Annotated in this window: 26 protein-coding genes; 15 read left to right on the forward strand and 11 right to left on the reverse strand. The window is 69.4% G+C overall.

Annotated elements, in window-relative coordinates; genetic code table 11:
- The first annotated feature begins 48 nt into the window (after positions 1 to 48).
- The 4 genes from coaBC to argB all read left to right on the forward strand — a co-directional run bounded on the left by coaBC (position 49) and on the right by argB (position 5,367).
- Positions 49 to 1,284, forward strand: a complete 1,236-nt coding sequence (gene coaBC / locus LJE69_RS11590) for a bifunctional phosphopantothenoylcysteine decarboxylase/phosphopantothenate--cysteine ligase CoaBC (protein ID WP_296925114.1) — start codon at positions 49 to 51, stop codon at positions 1,282 to 1,284.
- Positions 1,262 to 1,720, forward strand: coding sequence for a dUTP diphosphatase (dut, locus tag LJE69_RS11595; RefSeq protein ID WP_296925117.1), 459 nt, complete (start codon positions 1,262 to 1,264; stop codon positions 1,718 to 1,720). Before coaBC ends, dut begins: the two co-directional genes overlap by 23 nt.
- Positions 1,721 to 1,814: 94 nt before the next feature.
- The gene (locus tag LJE69_RS11600; RefSeq protein WP_296925119.1) at positions 1,815 to 4,424 is read left to right on the forward strand and encodes a phosphomannomutase/phosphoglucomutase; all 2,610 of its coding nucleotides are present in this window, start codon (positions 1,815 to 1,817) and stop codon (positions 4,422 to 4,424) included.
- A 46-nt stretch (positions 4,425 to 4,470) separates the two neighbouring features.
- Positions 4,471 to 5,367 carry an acetylglutamate kinase gene (argB, locus tag LJE69_RS11605; protein ID WP_296925122.1) on the forward strand — a complete coding sequence of 299 codons (897 nt, stop codon included), beginning with the start codon at positions 4,471 to 4,473 and terminating at the stop codon, positions 5,365 to 5,367.
- Here the strand turns inward: argB and LJE69_RS11610 are convergent.
- Positions 5,354 to 6,463: a DUF4124 domain-containing protein gene (locus LJE69_RS11610; protein WP_296925124.1), complete on the reverse strand. Its 1,110-nt coding sequence runs from the start codon at positions 6,461 to 6,463 to the stop codon at positions 5,354 to 5,356. The genes argB and LJE69_RS11610 overlap by 14 nt on opposite strands.
- A 270-nt stretch (positions 6,464 to 6,733) precedes the next feature.
- On the reverse strand, positions 6,734 to 7,378 hold the full coding sequence (gene pyrE / locus LJE69_RS11615; RefSeq protein WP_296925126.1) for an orotate phosphoribosyltransferase: 645 nt from the start codon (positions 7,376 to 7,378) through the stop codon (positions 6,734 to 6,736).
- Positions 7,379 to 7,525: 147 nt separating this feature from the next.
- On the opposite strand from pyrE, the gene LJE69_RS11620 reads away from it, so the two are divergent.
- A complete protein-coding gene (locus LJE69_RS11620) occupies positions 7,526 to 8,209 on the forward strand; it encodes a sulfite exporter TauE/SafE family protein (RefSeq protein ID WP_296925128.1) in 684 nt (227 codons plus the stop codon).
- 9 nt (positions 8,210 to 8,218) lie between these two features.
- Here the strand turns inward: LJE69_RS11620 and LJE69_RS11625 are convergent, their stop codons facing one another.
- From LJE69_RS11625 to LJE69_RS11660, 8 genes are all read right to left on the reverse strand, one after another.
- Positions 8,219 to 10,207 carry a dynamin family protein gene (locus LJE69_RS11625; protein ID WP_296925130.1) on the reverse strand — a complete coding sequence of 663 codons (1,989 nt, stop codon included), beginning with the start codon at positions 10,205 to 10,207 and terminating at the stop codon, positions 8,219 to 8,221.
- Positions 10,208 to 10,349: 142 nt separating this feature from the next.
- Positions 10,350 to 10,658, reverse strand: a complete 309-nt coding sequence (locus LJE69_RS11630) for a DUF167 family protein (protein WP_296925132.1) — start codon at positions 10,656 to 10,658, stop codon at positions 10,350 to 10,352.
- A gap of 46 nt (positions 10,659 to 10,704) precedes the next feature.
- Positions 10,705 to 11,280, reverse strand: a complete 576-nt coding sequence (locus LJE69_RS11635; RefSeq protein WP_296925134.1) for a YggT family protein — start codon at positions 11,278 to 11,280, stop codon at positions 10,705 to 10,707.
- Positions 11,277 to 12,107, reverse strand: a complete 831-nt coding sequence (proC, locus tag LJE69_RS11640) for a pyrroline-5-carboxylate reductase (protein WP_296925166.1) — start codon at positions 12,105 to 12,107, stop codon at positions 11,277 to 11,279. The genes LJE69_RS11635 and proC overlap by 4 nt, the downstream gene beginning before the upstream one ends.
- Before the next feature lie 77 nt (positions 12,108 to 12,184).
- Positions 12,185 to 12,898, reverse strand: a complete 714-nt coding sequence (locus LJE69_RS11645; protein WP_296925136.1) for a YggS family pyridoxal phosphate-dependent enzyme — start codon at positions 12,896 to 12,898, stop codon at positions 12,185 to 12,187.
- A gap of 15 nt (positions 12,899 to 12,913) precedes the next feature.
- On the reverse strand, positions 12,914 to 13,528 hold the full coding sequence (gene rdgB / locus LJE69_RS11650) for an RdgB/HAM1 family non-canonical purine NTP pyrophosphatase (RefSeq protein WP_296925137.1): 615 nt from the start codon (positions 13,526 to 13,528) through the stop codon (positions 12,914 to 12,916).
- A gap of 50 nt (positions 13,529 to 13,578) precedes the next feature.
- A complete protein-coding gene (gene rph / locus LJE69_RS11655) occupies positions 13,579 to 14,295 on the reverse strand; it encodes a ribonuclease PH (RefSeq protein ID WP_296925139.1) in 717 nt (238 codons plus the stop codon).
- A gap of 109 nt (positions 14,296 to 14,404) precedes the next feature.
- A complete protein-coding gene (locus LJE69_RS11660; protein ID WP_296925140.1) occupies positions 14,405 to 15,298 on the reverse strand; it encodes a serine/threonine-protein kinase in 894 nt (297 codons plus the stop codon).
- Positions 15,299 to 15,459: 161 nt separating this feature from the next.
- On the opposite strand from LJE69_RS11660, the gene LJE69_RS11665 reads away from it, so the two are divergent.
- The 4 genes from LJE69_RS11665 (at position 15,460) to LJE69_RS11680 (ending at position 20,168) form a co-directional block, all read left to right on the forward strand.
- On the forward strand, positions 15,460 to 16,326 hold the full coding sequence (locus tag LJE69_RS11665) for a YicC/YloC family endoribonuclease (RefSeq protein WP_296925143.1): 867 nt from the start codon (positions 15,460 to 15,462) through the stop codon (positions 16,324 to 16,326).
- Positions 16,327 to 16,331: 5 nt separating this feature from the next.
- Positions 16,332 to 16,997 carry a guanylate kinase gene (gene gmk, locus LJE69_RS11670; RefSeq protein WP_296925144.1) on the forward strand — a complete coding sequence of 222 codons (666 nt, stop codon included), beginning with the start codon at positions 16,332 to 16,334 and terminating at the stop codon, positions 16,995 to 16,997.
- Positions 16,998 to 17,379: 382 nt separating this feature from the next.
- Positions 17,380 to 17,670, forward strand: coding sequence for a DNA-directed RNA polymerase subunit omega (rpoZ, locus tag LJE69_RS11675; RefSeq protein WP_296925146.1), 291 nt, complete (start codon positions 17,380 to 17,382; stop codon positions 17,668 to 17,670).
- 113 nt (positions 17,671 to 17,783) lie between these two features.
- On the forward strand, positions 17,784 to 20,168 hold the full coding sequence (locus LJE69_RS11680; RefSeq protein ID WP_296925148.1) for a bifunctional (p)ppGpp synthetase/guanosine-3',5'-bis(diphosphate) 3'-pyrophosphohydrolase: 2,385 nt from the start codon (positions 17,784 to 17,786) through the stop codon (positions 20,166 to 20,168).
- A 303-nt stretch (positions 20,169 to 20,471) separates the two neighbouring features.
- On the opposite strand, the gene LJE69_RS11685 is transcribed toward LJE69_RS11680, so the two are convergent.
- Entirely contained in the window at positions 20,472 to 21,326 is an 855-nt protein-coding gene (locus LJE69_RS11685) for a pentapeptide repeat-containing protein (protein WP_296925150.1), read from the reverse strand.
- A gap of 239 nt (positions 21,327 to 21,565) precedes the next feature.
- Between LJE69_RS11685 and LJE69_RS11690 the strand changes: the two genes are divergently transcribed.
- The 6 genes from LJE69_RS11690 (at position 21,566) to LJE69_RS11715 (ending at position 26,085) form a co-directional block, all read left to right on the forward strand.
- Entirely contained in the window at positions 21,566 to 22,843 is a 1,278-nt protein-coding gene (locus LJE69_RS11690) for an aminotransferase class I/II-fold pyridoxal phosphate-dependent enzyme (RefSeq protein ID WP_296925152.1), read from the forward strand.
- Positions 22,844 to 22,863: 20 nt separating this feature from the next.
- Complete coding sequence (locus LJE69_RS11695; RefSeq protein ID WP_296925153.1) at positions 22,864 to 23,556, forward strand: type 1 glutamine amidotransferase; 693 nt, start codon at positions 22,864 to 22,866, stop codon at positions 23,554 to 23,556.
- A gap of 20 nt (positions 23,557 to 23,576) precedes the next feature.
- Complete coding sequence (locus LJE69_RS11700; RefSeq protein ID WP_367114669.1) at positions 23,577 to 23,852, forward strand: DNA-3-methyladenine glycosylase I; 276 nt, start codon at positions 23,577 to 23,579, stop codon at positions 23,850 to 23,852.
- 90 nt (positions 23,853 to 23,942) lie between these two features.
- Positions 23,943 to 24,878, forward strand: coding sequence for a PDZ domain-containing protein (locus LJE69_RS11705; RefSeq protein WP_296925155.1), 936 nt, complete (start codon positions 23,943 to 23,945; stop codon positions 24,876 to 24,878).
- Between the two features lie 201 nt (positions 24,879 to 25,079).
- Entirely contained in the window at positions 25,080 to 25,502 is a 423-nt protein-coding gene (locus tag LJE69_RS11710; RefSeq protein ID WP_296925157.1) for a DUF2384 domain-containing protein, read from the forward strand.
- Positions 25,503 to 25,626: 124 nt separating this feature from the next.
- The gene (locus LJE69_RS11715) at positions 25,627 to 26,085 is read left to right on the forward strand and encodes a hypothetical protein (protein WP_296925159.1); all 459 of its coding nucleotides are present in this window, start codon (positions 25,627 to 25,629) and stop codon (positions 26,083 to 26,085) included.
- Positions 26,086 to 26,245 lie beyond the last annotated feature (160 nt).

Consider the following 26,245-nt stretch of genomic DNA (forward strand, 5'->3'; position numbering starts at 1 on the left):
GCCGTGGAGTGCGCTACAATCTTCGGCGTATCAATGGAGTGCCCTAGGGTGAACGTCGCGAGTACAGTGTCCGTCGAGAAGTCGCAAAAGATCTTGTTGGGGGTGAGCGGGGGCATCGCCGCGTACAAGTGCCCGGAATTGGTGCGGCGGTTGGTGGAGCGTGGTGCCACGGTGCAGGTGGTCATGACCGAGGCGGCGGCGTCTTTCGTGACGCCCTTGTCGCTGCAGGCGGTCTCCGGGCGGCCGGTGCGCAGCGCGCTGCTGGACCCACGGGCGGAAGCCGGCATGGACCACATTGCGCTGGCCCGATGGGCGGACCAGATCCTGATCGCCCCGGCTACCGCACACCTGATCGCGCGCCTCGCGTGCGGCCTGGCCGACGACCTGCTGACGACCCTGGTGCTCGCCAGCACCGCGCCGGTGACGGTCGCGCCCGCCATGAACCAACAGATGTGGCAGCATCCGGCGACGGTGGCCAACGTGGAGACCCTGCGCCGGCGCGGCTACCGATTGCTGGGGCCGGCCGCCGGCGCGCAGGCGTGCGGCGAGACCGGCCCCGGGCGCATGTTGGAGCCCGCGGACATCGCCGACGCGCTGCTCGCCGACGCCGCGGCCGGCACGTCGGCGGCGCTCGCCGGCCGGCACGTGCTGCTGACCGCGGGGCCGACGCGGGAGGCCATCGACCCGGTGCGCTATGTCGGCAACCGCAGTTCAGGCAAAATGGGGTATGCGTTGGCCGCAGCGCTGCGCCGGGCGGGTGCCGAGGTCACGCTGGTCTCGGGACCGACGGCACTGCCGGCGCCGGCGGGCGTCACCCGCATCGACGTGGAGACCGCAGCCGAGATGCACGCGGCGGTGATGGCCCGCGCCCGGGATGCGGCAATCTTCGTCGCTGCCGCAGCCGTCGCCGACTACCGCCCGGCCGCACCGCACCCCGGCAAGCTCAAGAAACACGCCGACACCCTGACACTCGAGCTCGTGCGCAATCCCGATATTCTTGCCGACGTCGCCGCGCTGACCGCGGACCGGCCCTTCACCGTCGGCTTCGCGGCCGAGACCGACGACGTAGAGGCGCATGCGCTGGCCAAGCTGCACAACAAGGGGCTCGATATGATCGCCGCCAACCGCGTCGGCAGCGGCGTCGGCTTCGAGGCCGATGACAACGCCCTGCTGGTGTTCTGGCACGGTGGGCGGCATGCCCTTCCCATGATGCCGAAGCCGGCCCTGGCCGAGGCGCTGACAGCACTGATCGCAGATCGCTATGCGGCATCGACTTCAGGTTAAGGTACTCGATCCCCGCCTTGGACGGGACTTCCCGCTCCCGACCTACGCCACCGACGGCGCCGCCGGCATGGACCTGCGGGCGCTGCCGCCGGCGCCGCTGGAGCTTGCGCCCGGTGCGGCCGAGCTGCTGCCCACCGGCATGGCGGTGCACATCGCCGAGCCCGGACTGGCGGCGATGATCCTGCCGCGGTCGGGCCTCGGGCATCGTCACGGCATTGTGCTGGGTAACCTGGTGGGGCTCATCGACGCGGACTACCAGGGCGAGCTCCTGGTCTCCTGCTGGAACCGCGGGCGCGAGCCCTTCCGCATCGAGGTGGGCGAGCGCATCGCGCAGTTGGTGCTGGTGCCCGTGGTACGCGCTGAGCTGGAGCTCGTGGACGCGTTTGCCGCCACCACCCGCGGCAGCCGCGGCTTCGGTCACAGCGGGCGGCTCTGAGCCATGCCTGGCGTGCCCGGATCGCGAGCCTTCGGCAGCCGCCGCCGCACGGCGTCCCCGGTGGCGCTGTCTTCGCATGGAGGGCGCGGCTGACATGCTTTGGAATGGGTCCAAGGGTGCCTACGCGGAGGAGGGGCTCGCCGTCCCCGACAGCGTCGACGGCTTCGGTGTCGGCACCTATTGGTGGATTGCCTACCTGGCCGCCGCCCTGGTGCTGCTGCTGGCGCTGATCGGTGCTGCCGTCATTTTCGGTGCCAACGATTCGCGCATGATCGAGCACTACCTGCGCGGGTACTCCGGCACGCTCGTGCAGGAGACGAGCAATCGCGTCGCCGCGGTACGCGGTCAACTGCAGCGTTGGCGCAATGACCCTGGACTACGCGCGGCCTTGCTGAACGGGCGTGCCGACGTCCTGCGCGACAAGGAGGCGGAGCTCGAACTGCTGGTGCCGGGCGCACTCGCCGTGATGGTCTTCACCAACGAGGAGATCGCGGCTGGTGGCAGCGCGTCGCAGCGGCTGAGCTTTGCCGGGCTCGACATGGTGCAGCGGGTCAGGGATGGCGATCGGATCGCGCCGATGGAGGCCCATCGTGTGCGCCAGCCGGACGAGCACCTGGCCATCGCCGGCCCCATCACCGACGGCAAGGACGGTGAGGTGCTCGGCGTCGTCCACATCGAGCTGCCGCTGAGCCTGCTGCCCGGCACCAGGTCGGGCGCCGGTACGCAAAGCAACTTCGTGTTCCGTCAGCGGGTCGGCGACGACATCGTCCCGGTGCAGCCGGCCGATGCCAAGCCCGTCCCGGTTGGCGCACCGTCGGTGCGCCTGCCCATTGCCGACACGCGGCTGGATCTGTTGGCCTGGGCAAGTCCGCCCGGACTCTTCTCGGGTGGTCTGCTGCCGTTGCTGGCAGGGTTGTATGTACTGACACTGGCACTGCTCGGCGTCGCGCTCGGCATGCCGTATCGCCAGCTGCGCCGCGGTGTGCGGGCAGACTTGGCGAGCATGGTCGCCTTGGCCGAGGACGCGGTTGCGCAGCGCGCGCTGCGCAGCACGCGCGGCCGGGTGCGGGAGCTGGTCGTGGCGACCGACGCGCTGCGCCGGCGCTTGCGGGAGCTGAGCCCGGTGCGGTCGGTGACGCCGAAGTCCGCCGCGGAGCTCGCCGCACTCGCGGGTGATGCGCAGGACGACGAGGCCGAGCCGGACCTCGACGTCGGGCTCGATCTGGAGCTGCCGGCGTCCTCGCAGCCCGATGGAGGGACAGCCAGTGGCGATCGCGCGGCGGCAGCGACTTCGGCAGGCCTGGCGACGAGCCAGGAGCGGCAGGCAAAGGTCCCCGCCGACATCTTCCGCGCCTACGACATCCGCGGCCTATTGGGCTCGCAACTGACCGACGAGGTAATGCGCCTGCTCGGTCGGGCCGTGGGCAGCGAGGCGGCCGCGCAGGGCCAGCGCACCTGCGTCGTTGCCCGGGATCAGCGCCCCTCGGGTGGTGGTTTCGCCGCGGCCCTGGTGGCCGGGCTATGCGAGAGCGGTTGCGATGTCCTGGACCTCGGCATTGCGCCGACGCCGCTTGCCTACCACGCGGCCTGTGTCCGTGGGGCGGCCAGCGCGGCCATTGTGACCGCGAGCCACAATCCGCCCGAGTACAACGGCCTCAAGGTGGTCCTCGGCGGTCGCGCGGCCAACGAAGAGCAGATCCAAGGGCTGCGTGAACGTATCCTGCGCGGCGACTTCGAGCGCGGTGAGGGGCGGTGCACCGCGCTCGATTACACCGACGACTACGTGGCCGCGATCCGCGACGATATCACCCTTGCCCGGCCTATGAAGCTAGTACTGGACTGCGGCTTTGCGACGGCGTGCAAGCTCGCGCCGATGCTCTACCGGGCGCTCGATTGCGAGATCACCGAGCTCGACTGCGACCTCGACCCGGACCAGGCCGATCAACGCACGTTGGATCCGTCGCAGCCGAAGAACCTCTATGCCCTAGGCGATGCCGTGATCGGCGCCGGCGCCGATCTCGGGCTCGCCTTCGATGCGGACGGCGACCGCCTCGGGGTCGTCGACTCCGCCGGCAAGTTCATCGCCGCCGATCGGGTGCTGATGCTGCTGGCTGCGGATGTCCTGGCACGTGCCCCCGGCAGCGACATCGTCTATGACGTCAAGTCCAGCCACCGCGTCGGCGCCTCGGTGCTGCAAAGCGGTGGCCGTCCGGTGATGTGGAAGTCCGGACACAGCTTCCTGAAACAGAAGGTACGCGAGCTGGGGGCGCCGCTCGGCGGCGAGCTGACCGGCCACATCGTCTTTGGCGAGCGCTGGAATGGATTCGACGACGCCTTCTACGCCGGCGCCCGGCTGCTGGAGGTTCTGGCACTGGACCCACGCTCGACCACGGAAGTGTTCGACGATTTCCCCGTCGGCATCTGCACGCCCGAGCTGTTCGTGCCGCTGGCGCCCGGTGAAGACGCGGGCATCATGCAGTCCGTGCTGGCGATGGCGGATCGACTCGACGGCGTCGAGGTCAATACCATCGACGGCCTGCGCGCCGAGTTCGACCAGGGGTGGGGCTTGATCCGCTCCTCCAACACCCGCCCGGGCCTGGTGTTCCGCTTCGAGGCGGATGACCAGACGGCGCTGGACAAGATCCAGGACTTGTACCGGCGCATGATGGACCTGGTGGCGCCGAACCTGAACCTGCCCTTCTAATCAGCCCCGTCCCGGCTGCCCTGGCAGCCCCACCGGAGATCGACGCATGTCCCTGCACGACGATCGTGCCCGCAACATCGCCCGTGTCCTGACCGAGGCCCTGCCCTATATCCGGCGCTTCGCCGGCAAGACGATGGTCATCAAGTACGGTGGTAACGCCATGGTGGAGCAGCGGCTGAAGGATGGCTTCGCTCGCGACATCGTCCTCATGAAACTGGTGGGGCTGAACCCGGTACTGGTGCACGGCGGAGGGCCGCAGATCGGTGCGCTGCTGGAGCGTCTGGGCAAGGCGAGCGAGTTCGTCGACGGTATGCGCGTCACCGACAGCGAGACCATGGACGTGGTGGAGATGGTACTCGGCGGTCTGGTCAACAAGGAGATCGTGAACCTGATCAATCGCCACGGCGGCTCGGCCGTCGGGCTCACCGGCAAGGACGGGGACCTCATTCGGGCGCGCAAGCTTGTGTTGCGGCGGGACGCGCCCGAGCTGTCTGCATCCGAGATCATCGATCTCGGTCACGTGGGGGAGGTGGAGAGCATCGACGTCGGCGTCGTCAACATGCTCGTGCGAGGCAACTTCATTCCGGTCATCGCCCCCATCGGCGTCGGTGCCGATGGCTTCTCCTACAACATCAATGCCGACCTGGTGGCGGGCAAGGTGGCGGAGGTGCTGCACGCGGAAAAGCTGATCCTGCTCACCAATACTGCGGGCCTGCTCGACGCCGACGGCGGCCTGGTGCGCGAGCTGGACCTGGCGCGCGTGGATACCATGGTTCGCGACGGTGTCATCCGCGGTGGCATGTTGCCCAAGGTGCGTTGCGCCGTCGATGCGGTCAAGGCCGGCGTGCGTGCCGCGCACATCCTGGACGGGCGCGTCGAGCACGCCGTTCTGCTGGATCTGTTCACCGACGAGGGCGTCGGCACCAAGATCAGCCGCCGTTGACGGGAGGACGATCGGCGGCGGTGCGCATGCCCATGGATGCGGTGCCCTCGGTGCTCATGTCGTCCTGCTCCAGCGCACTGCGGAAGCCCCGCAGCACCTGCGACCTGGCGTCGGTGCGGCAGGTGTCCTCCTGTCCGGGCGCATAGCTGCGGCATTGCACGTCGAGAAAGATCGAGGCCGCCTCGCCGTTCTTGTGCCAGATGCGCGAGACCGTGAGCGAGATGTCCTCCCGCCCCTTCGGCGGCTCTGTCATGGCGACGTCCGTGCCGAGGGATTCGATCGGCATCGTGGCGGAGCGCTTCACGTAGGAGAGGGCGCGTTGCCAGAGTCGGTCGCACTCGGCGCGTCCGACACACTCCACGAGGTTTTCCAGCGTCGGCGTGCGCGCCGCAACGGCCTCCGCGGGCACCGCCGTCGCGGGCAGGTTCTTGAGTTGGCGCAGGCGCCTGAGGTCCCGATCGAACTTTCTGCGGATCTCCTGCTTCTGCTGCTCGCGCTCCACGATAGACGCGAGCGCCTCCTCGATCGCGCGCTCCGTGCTGGCGATGCGCGCCTTGAGCTGGTCCGGGACCAACTTGCCCTTGCGCTCCAGGTCTGCGGCCTCCGCGCGCAGCTTCGTGAGCCAGTCCTGCTGGCGGCGGATGTTGCCCTTCTTGAAGTTGATCATGGTGTCGATGTCGGACAGGTTGCCGTCGCGAGTCATGATCAGGTCATCGACACTCTGGAAGGTGTTGAGCAGCACGCGGTCGTCGGCGCGCTGCTGTTCGAGCATCCGTTGTTGCTGGGCGCGCAGGCGCTCGAGCTCGCGCTCGCGCTGGATCTGCTCCGGGGTCTTCGCGGGCGGTATGGTGCGCACCCGCAACCCCTGTGATGAGAGCTCGGTGTGGCCCTTTTCCACCTCGGTGGGCGGAATGACATCGGAGTAGTGAATGTTGCCCTGGTCATCCACCCAGCGGTAGAACTGCTCCGCTTGCGCCGGCAGCTCCGCCACGAGCAGTAACGCCACTGCCGACACGAGCGCCGGCATACGCGGCGGGAAATTGCCGGAAGCGACCCTGGGCCGGAGCGGATATTTGCAGACCTGAATCTTGTGCATTGGGCGTTTCGATGCGTGGGGGGCAGCCTGCTTGGCCGTTGCGACGACTGTAAAGAAATGTAGGCGAAGGGGCGGTCGTCCGCTGCGATATGGCGCATGTTTCGGTCGATGTCGCGCGTGCGCTCGGCGGTGAGCGTGCCGGTGTCGGTGTCGGTGCCGGTGCTGGAGCCATCATTCCGCCCTGTCGGGTCGCTGCGCCGGGCTCACGCTCGTGCTGCCGCGGTGCCTGCCGGCGGCAGCGCAGGGCGGCACGCGCACGGGGCTGGCGGCTCACGTGGCGCCATAGCGACTGCGGTAGTCGGCAAGGGCAGGGTGAAAGTCCGCGTACACGCCATGGCCTTTGAGGAAGTCCACGAGGTCGTGCAGGGTGGCGATGCTGATGGTGGCGAGGCCATGCTCCGCCGCGATTTCCGCCGTGGCCGACCCGGCGCCGCTGCCGCGCTCGCAGCGATCGAGAGCGATGAGCACCCCCACGGGGGTGGCGCCGGCACCGCGGATCAGCGTGACGGACTCCCGCACCGAGGTGCCGGCGGTGATGACATCGTCTACGATCAGGACCCGCCCTTTTAGCTCACTGCCCACCAGGCTGCCGCCCTCGCCATGGTCTTTCGACTCTTTGCGGTTGAATGCAAAGGGCATGTCACGGTCGTGGTGCTCCGCGAGCGCAATGGCGGTGCACGCGGCCAAGGGTATACCCTTGTAGGCCGGCCCGAATAGCATGTCCACGTCGAGCCCCGAGCGCATCAGCGCCGCGGCGTAGAAGCGTCCTAGCCGGGCCAGCCCGAGTCCGGTGCTGAAGGCCCCGGCATTGAAGAAATAGGGGCTCTGGCGGCCGGATTTGAGGGTGAACTGCCCAAAGCGCAGCACCCCGGTGTCCACGGCGAAGCGCAGGAAGTCCCGCTGATAGTCTTGCATGCACGCCTCTCTCGCGCTGGTTGACCGATGTTGTCACGAAATGCACGTTTCGTGAACGACGGGCCGGCGACTATCGCCGTCGCGGCACCGAGCGTGCCGCTTCCACCCCGGCCGACCCTATGCTAACCCCGTGCAGGCTGCTCGGATATGCTCACATCATTATTGACCGCCTTTGTCGTCGGGCTGCTGGGCGGCGTCCACTGCGTGGGTATGTGCGGCGGCATCGTCTCCATGCTGACCATGGGCATCGCGCCGGAGCGTCGCCGCCACATGGTCGAACTACTGCCGCTTCAGCTCGGCTACAACCTGGGCCGGGTGGCCGGCTACACCCTGGCCGGTGCGCTGTTCGGGGGCCTCGGGGCCGCGCTGGTGCAGGCGCCGGCCCTGCACTGGGTGCAACGGGTGCTTTACGCCGTCGCCGCGGTCGTGATGGTGGCGCTCGGCCTGTACCTCGGTGGCTGGTGGCGCGGTCTCGTCCTCGTGGAGCGGGCGGGTGGGCTCCTGTGGCACCGGTTGGAGCCGGTTGGCCGGCGTCTGCTGCCCATCCGCAACTGGGTCCAGGCCGTCGCCGTCGGGCTGGTCTGGGCGTGGTTGCCCTGCGGGCTGGTGTACAGCGCCCTCATTCTCGCGCTGGGCACGGGCTCCCCGCTGCAAGGGGCGCTGGTGATGCTGGCCTTTGGTCTCGGCACCTTGCCGAACCTGCTCGGCATCGCCCTACTGGCCGGCGCTGCTGCCCGTTACACGGAAGCGGTATGGCTGCGCCGTGGCGCTGGGATGTTGGTGATGGGCTTCGGCGGGTTTGCGCTGTGGCAGCTGTTCGCTGCCGGCTGAGGACGCGCATCAACCGGAGCGGCGCACCGGCTCTCCATCGCTGGTGACCAGATAGGGGGTGCGCTCGCGCACGGACTGGACGCTCGGCTCGTAGTCCAGCGCGTTGCGGATGTTGCGCAGCAGGGTGAGCTGCTTGGCGAGGTGGACGCGCTCGCGCAGCAGGACCGCACGCTCCGCCCTGGCCTCCTCGCGTGTGGCCTTGACGAGCTGAAAGCGTGCCAGCCGCCGCTCGGCGTTGGCCTTGCGGTGCTCCACCTCAGCGACGAGCGGAGCGAGCGCGCCATCCAGCCAGCGGTCAATGTCTTCCCGCAGGTGCTCGAACAAGACCCGCGCGCGCTGCACCAGGCGGCGCTCGAAGCGGCGGATGGCGACGGTCTGCAGGGTCAACAGCAGCTCGCCGCCTTGGGCGAAACGCACCGCCTCGGCGTGCAGCAGGTCCATTTCGAGCCGGTACTTGGCGAGTGAGAGAGGCGGCGGCGGGTTCAGGGTCAATCCCAGCTCGCGCCCGAGGTGCGCATAGGTGGCGTCTGTCTGGCTGGCGATGGCGGCGGCGTCGGTGCCGGCGCGCGCCACGATGCAGCGCAGCTCGTCGAACATAGCGCGCATGGTCCGGCGCAAGCCGCCGGTGCTCCAACTCGCGCGCAGCCGCGCCCGGCCTCGTCTGGCCAGGTGCTCGAAAGCGTCGGCTTCGAGCAGTCGGCAGCAGTGCTCGACGCGGGCGTGCAGCGCCCGCTGGGCGCGTTGCACCATCTGCACGCCGTGCAGGTACGCCTGCTCGTCGTCGCGCGTGCGCTCCAGCGTGCGCGCCACCAATTCCGCGCTGCGCACATCCAGCGTCAGCAACTCGTGAATGCGCACCTCGGTATCGCGCGAGCGTGCGGCAAGGCTCTCCACCGCGTTCTCGAGAAGCCCGCCGATGCGCTCGTCCACCACGGCGCGGCAGGCGCGGCGGCGCGCGGTGATGAGCCCCTCGGCGAGCGTGGCTTCCAGCGCGTCGATGCCGCTGGCACGCAGGCGCGCGGGCTTGTCGGCGATCTTGGCAGCGAGCCCATCGTGTGCGGAGACCGCGTGCACCTGGCCGCGATCCACCGCCAGGGCGGTGGCGGTGCGCTGGGCCAGACGCTCGAGTTTGGCCCCGCGCAGGTTGTCGTCGGCGCCGAGCAGGTCTGCGCGGGTCAGGGCCACCAGGATCACCGCCTGAGGTTGGGCCGCGGGCCGCAGGTGCTCGCGCCATAGGGTCAGATCGGCCGCTTCGGCCCCGCGGTCCGCCGCGATGGTCACGAGCAGCGCGTCGGCGCGCCTCAGTAACTCGCGATGCAGGGCACCATCACGCTCGGTGGCGGTGAGTCCGGGCAGGTCCAGCAGCACGAGCCCCTTCTTCAGCAGCGGGTGCGGGAAGCTGAGCAGGGCGTGGCGCCAGCAGGGCACCTCGCAGGTGCCGGCCTGCACTGTCGCCGCGTCGACGCGCAGCCCGAGGCGCCGGGCGCGTGCGAGAGAGATCCGCTTGGTGCGGTACATTTCGGCGAGGGTGGCATTGATCTGCTCCGGTTCCTGCGGGTGCAGCGGCAGCCGCACCCAGCGCGCCGGCGTGGCCTTCAGCGCCTCCAGCGGCTCTGCACTGGCCAGGTACTCGATGGGCAACAGTCGCAGACAGGCGTCGCCGTCGCCCGGCTGCCACTGAATCTCCAGCGGGCAACCGTCGGCCGCGGCCTTGACGGGCAGCAGCCGCCGGCCGAACTCGGCGAAGAACAGGGCGTTGATGAGCTCGGTCTTGCCGCGCTGCGCGGCGCCCGCCACCACGACGGTGAGCTGGTCGGTCTCGATGGCGGCCAGCGCGCGGGCCAGCCGCGCATCCGTCTCCGCGGTGCCGGCACCCGCGCCACGCAGCCAGCCGCGCAGGTCGTGCACGGCGCGCACGGCCCGCGAGCGCCACTTGCCATGCACGGCCAAGTGCTCTTTGAGCGTGGCATGTTCTGTGCTGTAGGGTCCCGAGTGCATCGGGCCGGTCTCCGTCGACGCCGCGTGTTGCTGGCGGGGGGCGCGCGAGGCGCATGCACCGGTGCTGCCGCCGAGGTGGCATTCTCGGGTGGCATTACGGGGCGTCCCGCGGACACTCCACCAAGTACATTGTAACGGGCGTCTAGACGCTGTCCCGTGAGCGGTTGCTGGATTCGGCCAAAGGGGCCGGCAACACGACGGGCGCATCGATCAGGATCACCTTGGAGCGGCCCTGGGTGCCGCGCTCCAGCCGCACGCGCTGTTTCGGCACCGCGAAGGCACGGGCGAGGAATTGGATGAGGCGCGCGTTGGCCTTGCCGTCCACGGGCGGTGCCTTGATCCGCACCCGCAGCTCGTCGCCGAGCGGCTCCCCGAAGGCGTCCTCGCGCGCGCGCGGCTGTACGCGCAGCGCGAGCCGAAGTGTCTCTCCCTGCCAGGTGTACCAGCTCATGATCGCGACGCGGTCATGATCGCGACGCGGTCCGGGCGCCCGGCCGTCAGAACGGGCTGCCGGTGAGCGCCCGCAGCGGCGGCAGCAGCAGCATCTGCAGCAGCACCAGGCCGACCATGGCCACCATCGGCGACAGGTCGATGCCGCTGATGGGGGGCAGCAGCCGCTGCGCCGGGACCAGGATGGGATCGGTGAGGCGGTTCAGCAGGTCGATGGCGGGGTTGTAGGGATCGGGGCTCACCCAGCTCAGGATCACGCGGATCAGGATGGCGAACAGGAAGATGCTGATGACCAGTCCGAACAGGGCCGGAATTGCCCAGGCCAGGGCCGCCAGGGGTCTGAGGCCGAGCCCGAACAGCATGGCCAGCAGCATCAGCTCCAGCGCCTGGAGCAGCCAGGCGAGCACCAGCGAGGCGATGTCCAGCCCGCGGAAGCCCGGGATCACCTTGCGCAGCGGGCGCAGCACCGGGGAAGTGAGCTTCACAACGAACTGCGAGATGGGGTTGTAGAAGTCCGCCCGCGCCCATTGCAGCAGGAAGCGGATCACGACCAGGGTGATGTACAGCCCGAACAGGGTCTTGATCAGGAAGATGAGTGGGTTGGTGAAGTAGGCCTCGGTCATGCATCGGCTCCAAGCAGTTGCGACAGCTCCTCGGCGCGGGCACGGGCTGCGGCCACGGCGCGCGCGACGAGGTTCTCGACCCCGCCCTCGGTGAGCACGGCCAGCGCGCGCTCGGTGGTGCCGCCGGGGGAGGTGACGCGCTCGCGCAGCTGCTGTGGCGACTCGTCGCTCTCCATGGCCATGCGGGCGGCGCCGAGGGCGGTCTGGATACTCAGCAGGCGCGCCGCCTCGGCATCGAGCCCTTCGGCGACGGCGGCATCCTCCAGCGCTTCCATCAGCAGGAAGAAATAGGCGGGGCCGCTGCCGGAGACGGCCGTGACCGCATCCAGCTGTGGCTCCGTGCTCACCCAGCGCGTGAGGCCGCCGGCGCGGAGGATTTCCTCCGCCAGGTTGCGCTGCTCAGGCGTCGTGGCGGCATTGGCGTGCAGGCCGATGGCACCGGACTGCACCAGCATCGGCGTGTTCGGCATGGTGCGCACGAGCGGCGTCTCGGCGCCGAGCCAGGCGCAGATGGACGCCTCGGTCACGCCGGCCATGACCGAGACGATGAGCGGTGCCGGCCGCGGCAGGTGCGCGGCCAGTGACCGGCAGACGGCCGGCGCCACCTGCGGCTTGACTGCGAGGACCAAGACCTCGGCGGCGGCGACCGCCTCGGCATTGCTGTCCGTGGTGTGCACGTCGTAGGTCTTGGCGAGGCGGGCGCGCACCTCGGCGACCGGGTCGCTGACCGTCAGCGCCGCCGGTGCATGGCCGTCGGCGACGAGTCCGGCGATGAGGCTGCGGGCCATGTTGCCGCCACCGATGAAGGCGATGCGGGTCTGACTCAAAGGCATGGTGTGCGTGGCTCCAGTGGCTGTTGCGGGGCAATGATCCCGAGGCCGGCGATCTTGCCTGTTGTTCGCCGTCAGCGCCGCTGCATGTTTGGACGCGGGCCGAAGACGGCGGTGCCGATCCGCACCATTGTAGCGCCCTCGGCCACCGCCGCTTCCAGATCCGCGGTCATCCCCATGGACAGCGTCGCCAGCGGCTGCACGGGCGTCGCGAGCCGGTCGCGCAGCGCCCGCAGGTCCGCGAACGGACGGCGCTGTTCCGCAAGGTCGTCGGCCGGTGCCGGCAGGGTCATCAGGCCCTGCACGGTGATGCCGGCGACAGCGCGGCAGGCGTCGATGAGCTCGCCGAGGGCGGCGGGCTCGACGCCGGCCTTGCTCGCCTCGCCGCTCAAGTTGACCTGGATGCAGACGGGCAAGGGGACGGCCGTGGCCGGGCGCTGGGCGCCGAGCCGGCGGGCGTGCTTGAGCTCGCAGAGCCCGTGCACCCAGTCGAAGTGGGCGGCGATGTCGCGGGTCTTGTTGGTTTGAATTCGGCCGACGAAGTGCCATTCGAGCGGCAGCGCCGCCAGCGCGGCCTGCTTGTCGAGGGCTTCTTGCACGTAGCTCTCGCCGAAGGCGGTCTGACCCGCGGCATAGGCCGCGGCGACGCGCTCGGCGCCCTGCACCTTGCTCACCGCAAGGAGCGCGACGCTGCCGGGCGGGCGGCCATAGCGGGCCTCGGCGGCGGCGATGCGCTCGCGCACCCGGGCGAGGTTGTCGGCGATGGCTTGCTCGAGGTCGGTGCTCATGTGCGCGTGCCCGCCTCAGGCGCGCGGGGCCGTCAGCCGGGCCACCAGCTCGCGCAGCGCCTGGCCGCGGTGGCTCAGGGCGTTCTTGGTGTCCGGGTCGAGCTCCGCGGCGCTGCAACCGTGGGTGGGCACGTAGAACAAGGGGTCGTAGCCGAAGCCGTTGCTGCCGCGGGGCTCGCGCAGGATGCGGCCTTCCCAGGTGCCGACGCAGACCAACGGGGTCGGATCTACCGGGTGGCGCAGATAGACCATGACGCACTGGTAGCGCGCCGTGCGCTCGGCCTCCGGCACGTCCCGGAGGTCCATGAGCAGCCTGTCGATGTTGGCGGCGTCGTCGGCGCCCGGGCCGGCGTAGCGGGCGGAGTAGATGCCGGGGGCGCCGTCGAGGGCGTCCACCTCGATGCCGGAATCGTCGGCGATGGCCGGAAGCCCGCTGCCGGCGGCGGCGTGGCGTGCCTTCAGGATGGCATTCTCGACGAAGCTCAGGCCCGTCTCCTCGGCCTCGCCGATGTCGAAGCTGCGCTGCGGCTCCACGTGCATGCCGGCGCCGGCGAGGAGCTGGTCGATCTCCCGCAGCTTGCCGGGGTTGTTGCTGGCGAGCACGATGCGGGTGGGCTTGGCGTGAGTCATGGGGCGATTCCGTTGCTGGGCCGCTGCGGCGAGGTGGTGAAACGACGTGGTCAGGGGTTGAGGGCTCGGGTCTGCGCGGCCACGAGCTGCTCGATGCCGGCGGCGGCGAGGTCCAGCATGGCGTCGAGCTCCGCGCGCGAGAAGGCGGCGCCCTCGGCGGTGCCCTGCACCTCGATGAGGCCGCCGGCGGCGTTCATCACCACGTTCATATCGGTCTCGGCGGCGCTGTCCTCCGCGTAGTCCAGGTCCAGCACCGGGGTGCCCTGGTAGACGCCGACGGACACGGCGGCCACCTGGGTCTGCAGCGGCCAGCCTTCGAGGCGGCCGTCGTCGCGCAGGTGCACCAGGGCATCGTGCAGGGCGACCCAGGCGCCGGTGATGGCGGCGGTGCGCGTGCCGCCGTCGGCCTGGAGCACGTCGCAGTCCAGCGTGACGGTGCGCTCGCCGAGGGCCGGCAGATCCATCGCGGCGCGCAGCGAGCGGCCCACCAGGCGCTGGATCTCCAGCGTGCGGCCGCTCTGCTTGCCGCGCGCCGCCTCGCGCGAGGTGCGCTCGTGCGTGGCGCCCGGCAGCATGCCGTATTCCGCGGTCACCCAGCCTTGCCCCATGCCGCGCAGGAAGGGTGGCACGCGCTCATCGATGCTTGCGGTGCACAGCACGCGGGTGTCGCCGAATTCCGCCAGCACGGAGCCCGCCGCGTGCCGGGTGAAGCCGCGGGTCAGGCGCACCGGGCGGAGCTCGTCGGGCGCACGCAGGGAAGGGCGCATGGCTGGTTCCTCTGGTCTCGGGTGATCGCTGGATTGTGCGTTGGGTGCGGGCCGGCGCGCGGTGTGCGCCAGCGCCTCTCGCGGGCATCGGCATCGGTCGGCAGCGTCGTCAGGCGACGCGCATGCCCGGGTGTGCGTTGCGCTGCATGATCTCGAGCATCTCGCCCGCGTCGCGGGGGCGCTGATTGGGGTTCAGCAACATGGATCGGTCGGTGATCTCCAACAGCCAGTGCGGATAAAGGTCGGCGAACTGCTCGGCCGCCGGCACCACCTTGTCTTCGGTGAGGCGGTCGGGGGCCGGCTGCGGTGTCCTGCCCTCCATGCAGCAGCGCAGCGAGGCGCCCACGGCGTAGACATCCGTCCATGGGCCGATCTTGCCGCCGTGCCGATATTGCTCCGGCGGCGAGTAGCCCGCGGTGATGACGTGGCTCGCGGTGCTGCCGCCCACGGTCAGCACCTGGGCCGCGCCCAGGTCCAGCAACAGCGGGTCGTGGCCGTTGCGGAGGTGAATGTTGCCCGGTTTCACGTCCAGATGCAGCATCGCGCGGGCGTGCATGGTGTTCAGCGCGTCCAGCAGCGGGATGAAAATGCGCATCAGCAGCGTGGTGCTGAGCTCGCCGCCGCGGTCGTGCACGAACTGCCCCAGGTTCCGGCCGCGCTCGTGCTGCATGACGATGTAGCCGGTGTCGTTGCGCATGAACATGTTCAGCACCGCGACGATGTGCGGATGCTGCAGCGAGGCCATCACCTTGGCCTCCTGGAAGAACAGTCGCCGGCTGCGGTAGAGCGACTCGCGCTGCTTGCTGTCCACCGGCACCAGGCGCCCGTCGTCGTGGCGGCGGGCAAGGCGCTTGGGCATGAACTCCTTGATGACCACCTCATCGCCCGTCTCCTCGTCCTCGGCCAGGTAGATCAGGCTGAAGCCGCCCTTGCCGATGGTGTCGACGATGCGGTAGCAGTCCAGCATGGTGCCGGGTTCGAGACTGTCGCGGGCGCGTGCCATGTGACTCGTGTGTTGGACTTGTGGTTTCGACTGGGTCGACGGCGCGGGAGACGGCAAGCCGGGCCGGCAAGCCGGGGCCTCGGCCCGGTATGATAGCGAGTCGCGGTCGGCGCCGCGCCCCCGTGGCATCGTGCCGGCCAGCCAACCATGGAGATGCGCCCATGACCCGCAGCATGACAGCCTTTGCCCGCGAGACCGAGCACGCCGACGTGGGACAGCTCACGTGGGAGGTGCGCTCGGTGAATCACCGCTTTCTCGATCCGCACCTGCGCCTGCCGGACGATCTGCGCGGGCTGGAGACACCGGTGCGCGAGCGCCTGGCGGCAAGGCTCGGGCGCGGCAAGGTGGACTGTACGCTGCGCTTCGTGCCCGGGCAGGACAGCACGGGCTCGCTCAAGGTCAACCGGCGGCTGCTGGAACAGTTGCTCGCCGCCGCCGACGAGGTCGCGACGCGCATCGGTGAGCCCGCGACGCCGCACGTGTTCGACCTGATGCGCTGGCCCGGCCTGCTGGAGGAGCCCGGGCAGGACGTGGACGCCATCGGTGCCGCCGCGCTCGCGCTGCTGGAGCGGACTCTGGACGCGCTGGTGGCGGCGCGCGAGCGTGAGGGGGCACGCCTGCGCGAGTTGATCCTGGAGCGCTGCGACAAGCTCGCCTTGCAGGTGGATGCCGTTCGCGCACGCATGCCGCAGGTCTTGGCGGCGGTGCGCACACGCATTCGCGAGCGGCTGTCGGAGGTGCAGGGCGAGCTGGACCCGAACCGCCTGGAGCAGGAGATGGCGCTCCTGGCGCAGCGCCTCGACGTGGACGAAGAGATGGACCGGCTCGCCGTGCATCTGGACGAGGTGCGCAAGGCGCTGGACGACGACGCGCCCGTCGGCCGCCGCCTGGACTTCCTGATGCAGGAGCTCAACCGCGAGGCCAACACGCTGAGCTCGAAGTCCGCCGATGCCGAGACCACCCATGCCGCGGTGGACATGAAGGTGCTCGTGGAGCAGATGCGCGAGCAGGTGCAGAACCTGGAGTGATGGGAATGCCGCAAACCGAAGCACGCACCGCAGCCGCGGACCATGCGCCCGCGGATCAGGGACTGCTGTTCGTCGTCTCCGCCCCGTCCGGCGCCGGCAAGACCAGCCTGGTGAAGGCCCTGCTGGAGGTGGAGCCGTCGCTGCATCTTTCCGTGTCCTACACCACCCGCCCGCCGCGGGAGGGCGAGCAGGACGGGGTGCATTACCACTTCGTCGATGCCGCCACGTTCGAGCGCATGGTGCAGGCCGGCGAGTTCGTCGAATACGCGCGTGTCTTCGGCAATGCCTACGGCACCGCGGCGAAGACGCTGCGCGCGGGTCTCGATGCCGGTGCCGACCTCCTGCTGGAGATCGACTGGCAGGGCGCGCGGCAGGTGCGCGGGCGCTTTTCGGAGGCCATCAGCGTCTTCATCGCCCCGCCGTCCCTGCAGGCGCTGGAGGAGCGGCTGCGCGGCCGCGGCAAGGACAGCGATGACATCATAGCCGCGCGCATGGCCCAGGCCCGCGACGAGCTGAGCCACCACGGCGAGTACGACTACCTGGTGGTGAATGACGACTTCGGCGTCGCCCTCGACGAGCTGCGCGCCATCGTCGCCGCCGAGCGCCTGCGCGAGTCGCGCCAGGCGCGGCGCCACGCCGCGGTGCTGGACGCAATGCTGGCCGCGGACTGACACACCCGTTTCGCGGCACGCTGCGGCGCAGAGTCCGCTGCCGCCAGCCGCATGTGCCGGCAAGCGTCCGGCTCCGTGACTGTCAGCCCCGGTTGGCCCCAGCGTGGCTCCCTCGTGATCCCGGATTGGCCCCAGGTCGCCCCTGGGGCAGCGGCCCCGACCACTTGTGCGCGCGGCTACGCGTGCGCATTTCTGGTATCGTGAAGGGTCGTTCCGCACATCCGTCTGCATGGCCGCCTCGGCTCGCATCCGCTTGAGCCCATGCGCGCGCCATTCGCTCCGGCACGTGCCGGGGCATGAGCACGACGATCGTCAGCCACGTGAATACAGCCACGGCGTTGGCCTCACCATCGCCGCGCCCCGTTCCCCCAGGAGAGCCCGCATGGCCCGCATCACCGTCGAGGACTGCCTCGAACACATCGACAACCGCTTCGATCTCGTCCTCATCGCCTCGAAGCGCGCCCGCCAGCTCGCCAACGGCGTGGAGCCCATGCTGCCGTGGCAGAACGACAAGCCCACGGTCATGGCGCTGCGCGAGATCGCCGACGGCGTGGTGAAGCCCGAGACCCTGGCCGAGGCCGACCGCGCCGCTGCAGACGCCGCCGAGGCGCTGGAGAAGGCGCTGGCCGAGGAGCTCGGCATGCGCGACGGTGACGAGGACGAGTCCGCCTGACGGACATCCGTCCGGGTGATCGCCCCCATGCAAGCGACACGCGCAAACGCAGCAGTGCCATGGGCCCGGCCCAACGCCCTGGCGCAGCGCATCGCGTGGTTGGGGGGCGCGCCATGAACACGCCCGCCGCGCACCTGCAGGACGCCGCACGGGCGGTCGAAGCGAAGGAGCGCGCGGCGGCGGCCGGTGCCGGCAATGCACCGGTCGGCGCGCAGGAGGCGCAGGCCATGAGGCCGGACAAGGAGCCGGACCGGGCGCCGGACCGGGCGCCGGACAACGAGCTGGAAAAAGGTCCCGAGAAGCGGGCAGGCAAGTCCACCGCCAAGGGCGGTGGCCGCGCCGTCCAGGGCGTCGGACAGCAGCCCGCCGGCAAGCCCCGCTACCTGATCAGCGATCTGTGCGCGGATCTCGACGCCTACCTGCCGCCGGACCAGGTCTCCGAGGTCTACCGCGCCTACCTCTACGGTGCCGAGGCGCATGCCGGCCAGCAGCGCCAGTCCGGCGAGCCCTACATCTACCACCCCATTGCAGTGGCGCGGATCCTCGCCGAGCTGCGAATGGATCACAAGTGCCTGGTGGCGGCCCTGCTGCACGACGTGCTGGAGGACACGGCCAAGCCCAAGTCCGAGCTGGCGGCGCTGTTCGACGACGAGGTGGCCGAGCTGGTGGACGGCGTCAGCAAGCTGACCCAGATCGACTTCCCGTCCCGCGCCGAGGCCCAGGCGGCCAACTTCCGCAAGATGATGCTGGCCATGACCCGCGATATCCGGGTCATCCTCATCAAGCTCGCCGACCGGCTGCACAACATGCGCACCCTCGGTGTGATGGCGCCGGAGAAGCGCCGGCGCATCTCCCGCGAGACGCTGGAGATCTACGCGCCCATCGCCAATCGGCTCGGCATCAACAGCCTGCGGCTGCAGCTGGAGGACCTGGGCTTTCGCCACCTCTGGCCCTGGCGCCACCACGTGCTGGAGGTGGCCGTGTGCCGCGCCCGGCAGAATCAGCGCGAGCTGGTGGCCAATGTCGAGACCGCGATGCGCCGCCGGCTGCAACAGGAGGACGTCCACGGCGAGGTGTCTGGTCGCGAGAAGCACCTCTTCAGCATCTACCGCAAGATGCGCGAGAAATCGCGCTCCTTCAAAGAGATGGTGGATGTGTTCGCGTTCCGGGTCGTGGTGGAGCGCGTGGACGACTGCTACCGGGTGCTGGGGCAGGTGCACAGCATGTACAAGCCCGTGCCGGGCAAGTTCAAGGACTACATCGCCATTCCCAAGTCCAACGGCTACCAGTCACTGCACACGGTGCTGGTGGGGCCGCAGGGCACCCCCATCGAGGTGCAAATCCGCACCCGCGACATGCACCGCATTGCCGACGCCGGCATCGCCGCCCACTGGCTGTACAAGAACGCCGCCGAGGGCGAGGGCGCCAAGGCGCTGGCCGACGACTGGCTGCAGAACCTGCTGGAGATGCAGCGCGACTCCGGTGACTCGCAGGAGTTTCTGGAGCACGTCAAGATCGACCTCTTTCCGGACGAGGTCTACGTGTTCACGCCCAAGGGACGCATCCTGGTGCTGCCGAAGGGCGCTACCGTCGTGGACTTCGCTTACGCTATCCACTCCGACGTCGGCAACACCTGCGTCGCCGCGCGTATCGACCGGCGCCTCGCGCCCTTGCGCACGGTGCTGCACAGTGGTCAGACGGTGGAGATCATCAACGCCCCCGGCGCCAAGCCCAACGCCGCCTGGCTCAACTTCGTGGTCACCGGCAAGGCGCGCGCCAACGTGCGCAGCTACCTCAAGAACCTCCAGGCGCAGGAGGCGGAGGCCCTCGGCCGGCGCATGCTGAATGCCGAGCTTGCCCGCTTCGGGCTGGACGTCGATGGCGTCGGCGAGTCCATTGTCGCCGTGTACGCCCGCGAGGTGCAGTTGGAGTCGAGCGCGGCGCTGTTCGTCGAGATCGGCCTCGGCAACCGGCTGCCGATGTTGGTGGCCCGCCGCCTCGCCGGGGTCGACAAGTCCGATGCCGAGACGCAAGTGCCGGAGGACGGTAGCCCGCGGCGGCTCGCCATCCGCGGCACCGAGGGTATGGTGGTGAATCTCGCCCGCTGTTGCCGGCCCATTCCCGGGGATGCCATCACCGGGCTCTTCAGCCCCGGCAAGGGCATCGTCGTGCACCGCTGCGAGTGCCGCAACTTAGGCGAGTTCCAGTCCAAGCGCGACAAGTGGCTGGAGGTGGAGTGGGCCGACGACCCGAAGGCCGAGTTCGCCACCGAGATCCGCGTCGAGATCGGCAACCGCCGCGGTGCGCTGGCGACCATCGCCGCGGCCATCGCCGAGCAGGGCTCCAACATCGAGTACGTGAACTCCCGCGAGAAGGACGGCATGACCTCGACCCTGGACTTCACCATCAACGTCCAGAGCCGCGCCCACCTCGCCACCATCATCCGCCGGCTGCGGCAGATTTCGCTGGTGGTGCGCATCACCCGCCTCGCCCGCTGACGCCAAGCCGCATCCACGCCCGGCATGACCTCGCCCGTGAGCCCGATGCCCCCGCGGGTACCGTGGGAGCGGCGTCCCCACCGCGACGAGCGTGCGTCGAACCGGCGCGCAAAGGCTGGCCCCGCGTGTTGAAGCGTGGGGATCGGTAGGTCGGGCTGACGCCAGGGAGCCCGACGCGGCGCCCGCCATCGGCCGAGGCTGCGTCGGGCTTCGCTATCGCTCAGCCCGACCGACGGTGCCTGGCCCGGGCGACGGCCGTTGTCGATGTTGCGTGAGAATCGCCCGGCTGGGTTCTTGGCTGTCCTAGCGCAGGTTCTTCTTGTAACTCGGAATCTCGGCATTTAGCGCCTTCGAGAAATTGGCGAACTCCATGGTGACGCTGGCTAGTTCCACGCCATGGAAGTTGGCGCCCGCCACGTTGGCGCCGCGCAGGATGGCCCCGCCGAGCACCGCATCGGTGAAGTCCACGTTGGTGAGGTTGGCGTTGCGGAAGTTGGCATCCTGGGCGGAGACGTTGCTGAAGCGTGCGTCGCGCAGGTTCGCCCCCTCGAAGTTGGCCAGGTTCACCACCGTGAAGCCGCCGGGCTGCGCGCTGCCGAGGTTGGCCTCGTGCATGCTCGCGCGCACCAGGTTGGCGTCGTTCAAGTGACAGTCACGCAGGTCCGCGCAGCACAGGTTCGCCTCGCGCAGGTTAGCGTGGATGAACAGCGCTTTGGCGGCCGATACGTTGCAGAGATTGCTGAGCGAAAAATCCGTGCCGCGCATGTCCGCGGAGCTCAGGTTGGCCCGCTTCAGGTTGGCGCCGCGAATCTCGGCGTTGCGCAGGTCCGCGCCTTCCAGGTTGGCGCTGCGCAGGTTGGCGCCGGTCATTACCGCCGCAAGGGCGGCCCGGTCGGAGCCGGCACGCACGCGCGAGAGGTCTGCCTCGGCGAGGTTGGCGTCATCCAGGTGTGCGCTCAGCAGGGTCGCCCCGCGCAGGTTGGCGCGGGACAGGTCGGCGCCGACCAGATCGCTGAACTCCAGGTTGGCGCCGCTCAGGTCTGCGCCCGAAAGGTCGGCACCGTTGAGGCGCATGTCGCGCAGGTCGGCACCGGCGAGCGAGCTCGCGTCGATGCTGGCGAGTACCTCGCCCGTGTCTTTGTGCTTGATGTCGATCATGGCCGCTACTCCAGACGAGTTTCCCGAAGCGCTCCCGGCGTGCCCTTCGACGCCATCCCCACTGGCCCCCTCCTTGGCGCTCCTTCCCCCGTCGGAATCTAGCACAGTGCCCCGTGCACGCGGTTCCGCCAAGGGGGCGGCCGCCTTGCGCTATGCTAAGCGGCCGCTGCGCGCCGGTGGACGGCGCGGCTGCCGGGCAGGCGGGCACGAACAACCAACATGAGAACGAGGAGTGGAGCATGAAGATCGAGACCAAGGCCATCCACGCCGGCTTTCAGCCGGACCCCACCACCAAGTCGGTGGCCACGCCCATCTACCAGACCACCAGTTACGCCTTCGACGATACCCAGCACGGCGCAGACCTGTTCGACCTCAAGGTGGCGGGCAACATCTATACCCGAATGATGAATCCCACCAGCGACGTGCTGGAGCAGCGCGTCGCGGCCCTCGAGGGCGGCATCGGCGCCCTGGCACTCGCCTCGGGCATGTCGGCCATCACCTATGCCCTCTTCACCATCGCCCAGGCCGGCGACAACATCGTCGCCACCACCACCCTCTACGGCGGTACCTACAACCTGTTCGCGCACACCCTGCCGCGGCTCGGCATCCACGTGCGCATGGTCGCGCCCAACGACATCGCGGCCATGGAGGCCAGCATCGACGCCAAGACCAAGGCGGTGTTCTGCGAGTCCATCGGCAACCCGGCGGGGAACGTAGCGGATCTTGCTGCCATCGCCGACATGGCGCACAGCCACGGCGTGCCGGTCATCGTCGACAACACGGTGCCGACCCCGTACCTGTGCCGTCCCTTCGAGCACGGTTGCGACATCGTCGTGCATGCGCTGACCAAGTACATGGGCGGCCATGGGACGACCATCGCCGGCGCGCTGGTGGACTCCGGCAAGTTTCCGTGGGCGGAGCACGCGGAGCGCTTCCCGATGCTGAATGAGCCGGACGTGTCCTACCACGGCGTGGTCTACACGGAGGCCCTCGGCCCCGCCGCTTACATCGGGCGTGCTCGCGTCGTGCCGCTGCGCAACATGGGAAGCGCCATCTCGCCCTTCAACAGCTTCCTGATCCTGCAGGGCATCGAGACCCTGCCCGTGCGCATGGATCGCCACTGCGAGAACGCTGTCGCCGTTGCCGAGTACCTCAAGGCCCACGACATGGTGGAATGGGTGCGCTACGCCGGCCTGCCGGACAGCCCCGATTATCCTCTGGTGCAGAAGTACATGGACGGCGCCAAGGCCAGCTCCATCCTGTCCTTCGGCATCAAGGGCGGCCGCGCGGCCGGTGCCAAGTTCATCGATGCGCTCAAGCTCGCCGTGCGGCTGGTGAACATCGGCGACGCCAAGACCCTCGCCTGCCACCCGGCCACCACGACCCACCGCCAGCTCGGCCCGGACGAGCTCGCCAGCGCCGGCGTGTCGGAGGACCTGGTGCGGCTTTCCATCGGCCTCGAGCACATCGACGACATCATCGCGGATCTGGAGCAAGCGCTGGCGGCGGCTGGCTGATTACGGCAGCGAGTTAGCCGATGCATATCCAAGTCCTACAGCACGTTCCTTTCGAAGGCCCGGCTGCAATCGCGGATTGGGCCGGGCGGCGGGGCCACTCGCTTGCTGTCAGTCATCTCTATGCCGGTGACTCGCTGCCGGGGCTGACCGACTTCGACCGGCTCATCGTCATGGGTGGCCCGATGAGCGTCGGCGATACGGATGACTATCCCTGGCTAGCGGACGAGCGGGCTTTCATCGCCCAGGCGGTGGCCGTGGGCAAGTCCGTCATCGGCGTTTGTCTGGGCGCGCAACTCATCGCCGCGGCCCTGAACGCGCGGGTTTATCGCAACGCCCACAAGGAGATCGGCTGGTTTCCGGTGCAGCTCACCGATGAGGCGCGGGCCCTGGACCTCTGCGATGGCCTGCCGCCTACGCTGCCGGTGTTCCACTGGCATGGGGACACGTTCGACCTGCCCGCCGGTGCCGTGCACCTGGCGCAGAGCGAGGGCTGCGTGAACCAGGCCTTCCTGGTCGATGGCCGCGTGTTGGGCCTGCAGTTCCACCTGGAGTCCACCCCGGAGAGCGTTACGGCCATTTGCCGGCACTGCGCGGACGAGATCGTGCCGGCCCGGTACGTGCAGACCGCCGCGGAGATGCGCGCCGCCGACCCGGACCTCTTCGCCGGCATCGGCCGGACGCTGGAGATGCTGCTCGACCGGCTACCGGCCTGAGCAACCCACGGGGCAGGGTCATGACCGCATGCGCTCCCCCGGTTCGCTGCCCCTGGTGCGGCACGGATCCGCTCTACGTTGCCTACCACGACGACCAGTGGGGCGTGCCGCTGTATGACGAGCGCCGGTTGTTCGAGCTGCTGATCCTGGAGGGCGCCCGGGCGGGCCTGAGCTGGCTCACTATCCTGCGCAAGCGCGACGGCTACCGGCGCGCCTTCGGCGGTTTCGAACCGGCTGCTTTTGCCATGGCGCCGCGGCGCGCTGACGATCTGTCGCGCTCAGGCGCGGCGCGGTGAGGGCCGGGGTTGCGGAACGGGCGCGTCGAGCGGCAGCCTAAGGGGTACGCCTCGCCGGACGTTTCCGCGGCAGCAGACGCAGACCCAGAGATGCATCAACGCACACGACTGATCCTTACCGCCACCGCGACCTTCTTTGCCGGCCTGCTCACCGGCGCGACGGTCTTCCCCGACGTGCTGCGGCACAACCCGCCGCCCGAGCCCGTGACCGCCGAGCAGGCGGCGCCGTCGCCAGGGTCACAGCCCGCGCCGGAGGCCCCCGCCAGCGTCGCCACGGTGACCACCGTAGAGCCCGAGCCGCCGCCCGCCGAGCCCGAGCCGCCCGTCGCCGCGCCTCCCAGCGTGTCGCCCGAGGTTACCGACGCGCTGAAGGCACGCGTCGATGAGCTGACGGCTGGTTGGGGCCGCATGCAGTCGGAGCTGGCGGCGCTGCGCCAGCGCGTCGCCACGATTGAGCGCCGTAAGCCCGAAGCCGAGGACGATGCCGATGGCGCGGCGCAGCGCAATCGGCCGTCGACGCCGGCGCAGCAGCGCGAGTCGCTGGTCAGCGTGGGCGTCGCGCCGGAGGTGGCCGATGACATCATCTGGCGCGAGTCCCAGCTCTCCCTGGCCCGGCTCGAGCTGCGCGACGAGGCCGCCCGCAACGGCTGGCTCGGCAGCGCCCGCTACCGCGACGAGCTGCGGCGGCTGAACGGGCAGCGCGTCTCCATCGAGGACGAAATCGGCGTCGACGCCTACGACCGGTACCTCTATCAGACCGGCCAGTCGAATCGGGTGGCCGTGGAGTCGGTGCTGCCCGGCTCCGCTGGCGAGGAGAGTGGTCTGCTGCCCGGCGACGTCATCGAGCGTTACGGCGACCAGCCCGTGTTGGACTTCCAGGACCTACGTGCCGCCACTAGCGCCGGGGAACGCGGCGAACTGGTCAACGTAACCGTGGTCCGTGACGGCGAGCGGGTCGAACTGGTGCTGCCGCGCGGACCCATCGGCATCGGTCTGGACGCGACGCGGCTGGACCCGAGCGGCTGATCCGGGCGGCCGATGCGCCCGCACCCGTGCCCAGTCCGGGGTTGCGTGTCCGCTGGACGCCGCCGCGAGACCGTGAAAGTCTTTCTACCCTCATTTCCGGGTTGCATACTAGGTTTTAAGCCTGCACTCTATGATCACCGGGCGTTGCCGGCAGCATCCGCCGCGCCGCTCAAACGTTTGCAACCCAAGGTGCTACCGCGTATGTCTGAGCTCAATGCAGAAGATCGCCTCGCCATGACTCGCCGCGTCATGGGCATGCTGGAAAGCTGGAACCTCGGCGCGCAGGACATGATCCGGCTGCTGCAACTGCCGGCCAACGTCAAGGCGCGCAACATCGCCCGTTTCCGTGAGGAGGAGGCATTCCCGGCGGACACCACCGTGGACCGCCGTGTCGCGTACCTGTTGCGCATCGAGGACGCGCTGCACACCTACTTCCCGCGCAATCCCGAAATGCGCGACCTATGGGTCAAGCGTGGCAACAGGCAGTTCGGCAAGCGCGCGCCTATCGCCGTGATGGTGGAGGACGGCGAGAGCGGGCTGATCTCCGTGCTCTCGCACCTGGACTGCACCTTCGCGTGGGACCTCACCGGCTCCAAGAGCGAGTACAGCGCGGCGGCCTGCTGAGCCTTCGCCATCAAGCGGGGCGCTGGCCTTGGCGCGGCAAGTGGACATCAGGGTGGACATCGGTCGGCCGGCTTTGGATGCTGCGGTATCATCCGCGGCCAGGACCCAAATGGAGAACGCCGCCATGCGTGATGGCAAACCTTCCCTGCCACTGCCCGCCCAACTGCTGTGTGCATCGTGCCTGAGCGCCGCGCTGCTCGCCGGCTGCGGCGCCACGCCCGAGAACGCCGACGACGAGACCCTGGAGACCGATCCGGGCCGCGCCCCCTTCGAGACCGTCCCGCTGCCCGGCGGCAACATCGTCGGCGCCGACCCCATGGCGCTGGCGAAGAGCCTGTATGGCGACAGCGACCCCAAAGAAGGCAACTATTCCCAAGAGCCGGAGCTGTTGAGCGAAACCGCCATGCAGCAGGTCGTGCTGTTCACCCAGGTGGACCTGCCGGATGACTCGGTACGCAGCCTGCGGCATCGCCTGGAATTCAAGCCCCAGGGTAGCGACTGGAAGCTCATATGGGCCGGCAAGCAAGTGCAGTGCTGGCCGGGGCGGGGGCACGAGAACTGGAGCAAGGAGCCCTGCCGCTAGCGCTTCGCTGCGGAAATTCCGGCCTTGATCATAAGTCCGTCCACCGCCGTGGGAGCGCCGTCCTCGGCGCGACGGGCGCCCGGTCGCGGCGGGGACGCCGCTCCCACAGGACGAGCGCTTGGTCGGAGTTACGATCAAGACCGAAATTCCGAGACCCTGC

It is taken from the genome of Thiohalocapsa sp. (genome assembly GCF_022340605.1).
GTDB lineage: Bacteria > Pseudomonadota > Gammaproteobacteria > Chromatiales > Chromatiaceae > Thiohalocapsa.

Bases quoted from the DNA above. Each gene is read 5' to 3' on its own strand.
- dut (WP_296925117.1), top strand. From the start codon at position 1,262: ATGCGGCATCGACTTCAGGTTAAGGTACTCGATCCCCGCCTTGGACGG.
- LJE69_RS11600 (WP_296925119.1), top strand. From the start codon at position 1,815: ATGCTTTGGAATGGGTCCAAGGGTGCCTACGCGGAGGAGGGGCTCGCC.
- argB (WP_296925122.1), top strand. From the start codon at position 4,471: ATGTCCCTGCACGACGATCGTGCCCGCAACATCGCCCGTGTCCTGACC.
- LJE69_RS11610 (WP_296925124.1), bottom strand. From the start codon at position 6,463: ATGCACAAGATTCAGGTCTGCAAATATCCGCTCCGGCCCAGGGTCGCT.
- pyrE (WP_296925126.1), bottom strand. From the start codon at position 7,378: ATGCAAGACTATCAGCGGGACTTCCTGCGCTTCGCCGTGGACACCGGG.
- LJE69_RS11620 (WP_296925128.1), top strand. From the start codon at position 7,526: ATGCTCACATCATTATTGACCGCCTTTGTCGTCGGGCTGCTGGGCGGC.
- LJE69_RS11625 (WP_296925130.1), bottom strand. From the start codon at position 10,207: ATGCACTCGGGACCCTACAGCACAGAACATGCCACGCTCAAAGAGCAC.
- LJE69_RS11630 (WP_296925132.1), bottom strand. From the start codon at position 10,658: ATGAGCTGGTACACCTGGCAGGGAGAGACACTTCGGCTCGCGCTGCGC.
- LJE69_RS11635 (WP_296925134.1), bottom strand. From the start codon at position 11,280: ATGACCGAGGCCTACTTCACCAACCCACTCATCTTCCTGATCAAGACC.
- LJE69_RS11645 (WP_296925136.1), bottom strand. From the start codon at position 12,898: ATGAGCACCGACCTCGAGCAAGCCATCGCCGACAACCTCGCCCGGGTG.
- rdgB (WP_296925137.1), bottom strand. From the start codon at position 13,528: ATGACTCACGCCAAGCCCACCCGCATCGTGCTCGCCAGCAACAACCCC.
- rph (WP_296925139.1), bottom strand. From the start codon at position 14,295: ATGCGCCCTTCCCTGCGTGCGCCCGACGAGCTCCGCCCGGTGCGCCTG.
- LJE69_RS11660 (WP_296925140.1), bottom strand. From the start codon at position 15,298: ATGGCACGCGCCCGCGACAGTCTCGAACCCGGCACCATGCTGGACTGC.
- LJE69_RS11665 (WP_296925143.1), top strand. From the start codon at position 15,460: ATGACCCGCAGCATGACAGCCTTTGCCCGCGAGACCGAGCACGCCGAC.
- gmk (WP_296925144.1), top strand. From the start codon at position 16,332: ATGCCGCAAACCGAAGCACGCACCGCAGCCGCGGACCATGCGCCCGCG.
- rpoZ (WP_296925146.1), top strand. From the start codon at position 17,380: ATGGCCCGCATCACCGTCGAGGACTGCCTCGAACACATCGACAACCGC.
- LJE69_RS11680 (WP_296925148.1), top strand. From the start codon at position 17,784: ATGAACACGCCCGCCGCGCACCTGCAGGACGCCGCACGGGCGGTCGAA.
- LJE69_RS11685 (WP_296925150.1), bottom strand. From the start codon at position 21,326: ATGATCGACATCAAGCACAAAGACACGGGCGAGGTACTCGCCAGCATC.
- LJE69_RS11690 (WP_296925152.1), top strand. From the start codon at position 21,566: ATGAAGATCGAGACCAAGGCCATCCACGCCGGCTTTCAGCCGGACCCC.
- LJE69_RS11695 (WP_296925153.1), top strand. From the start codon at position 22,864: ATGCATATCCAAGTCCTACAGCACGTTCCTTTCGAAGGCCCGGCTGCA.
- LJE69_RS11700 (WP_367114669.1), top strand. From the start codon at position 23,577: ATGACCGCATGCGCTCCCCCGGTTCGCTGCCCCTGGTGCGGCACGGAT.
- LJE69_RS11705 (WP_296925155.1), top strand. From the start codon at position 23,943: ATGCATCAACGCACACGACTGATCCTTACCGCCACCGCGACCTTCTTT.
- LJE69_RS11710 (WP_296925157.1), top strand. From the start codon at position 25,080: ATGTCTGAGCTCAATGCAGAAGATCGCCTCGCCATGACTCGCCGCGTC.
- LJE69_RS11715 (WP_296925159.1), top strand. From the start codon at position 25,627: ATGCGTGATGGCAAACCTTCCCTGCCACTGCCCGCCCAACTGCTGTGT.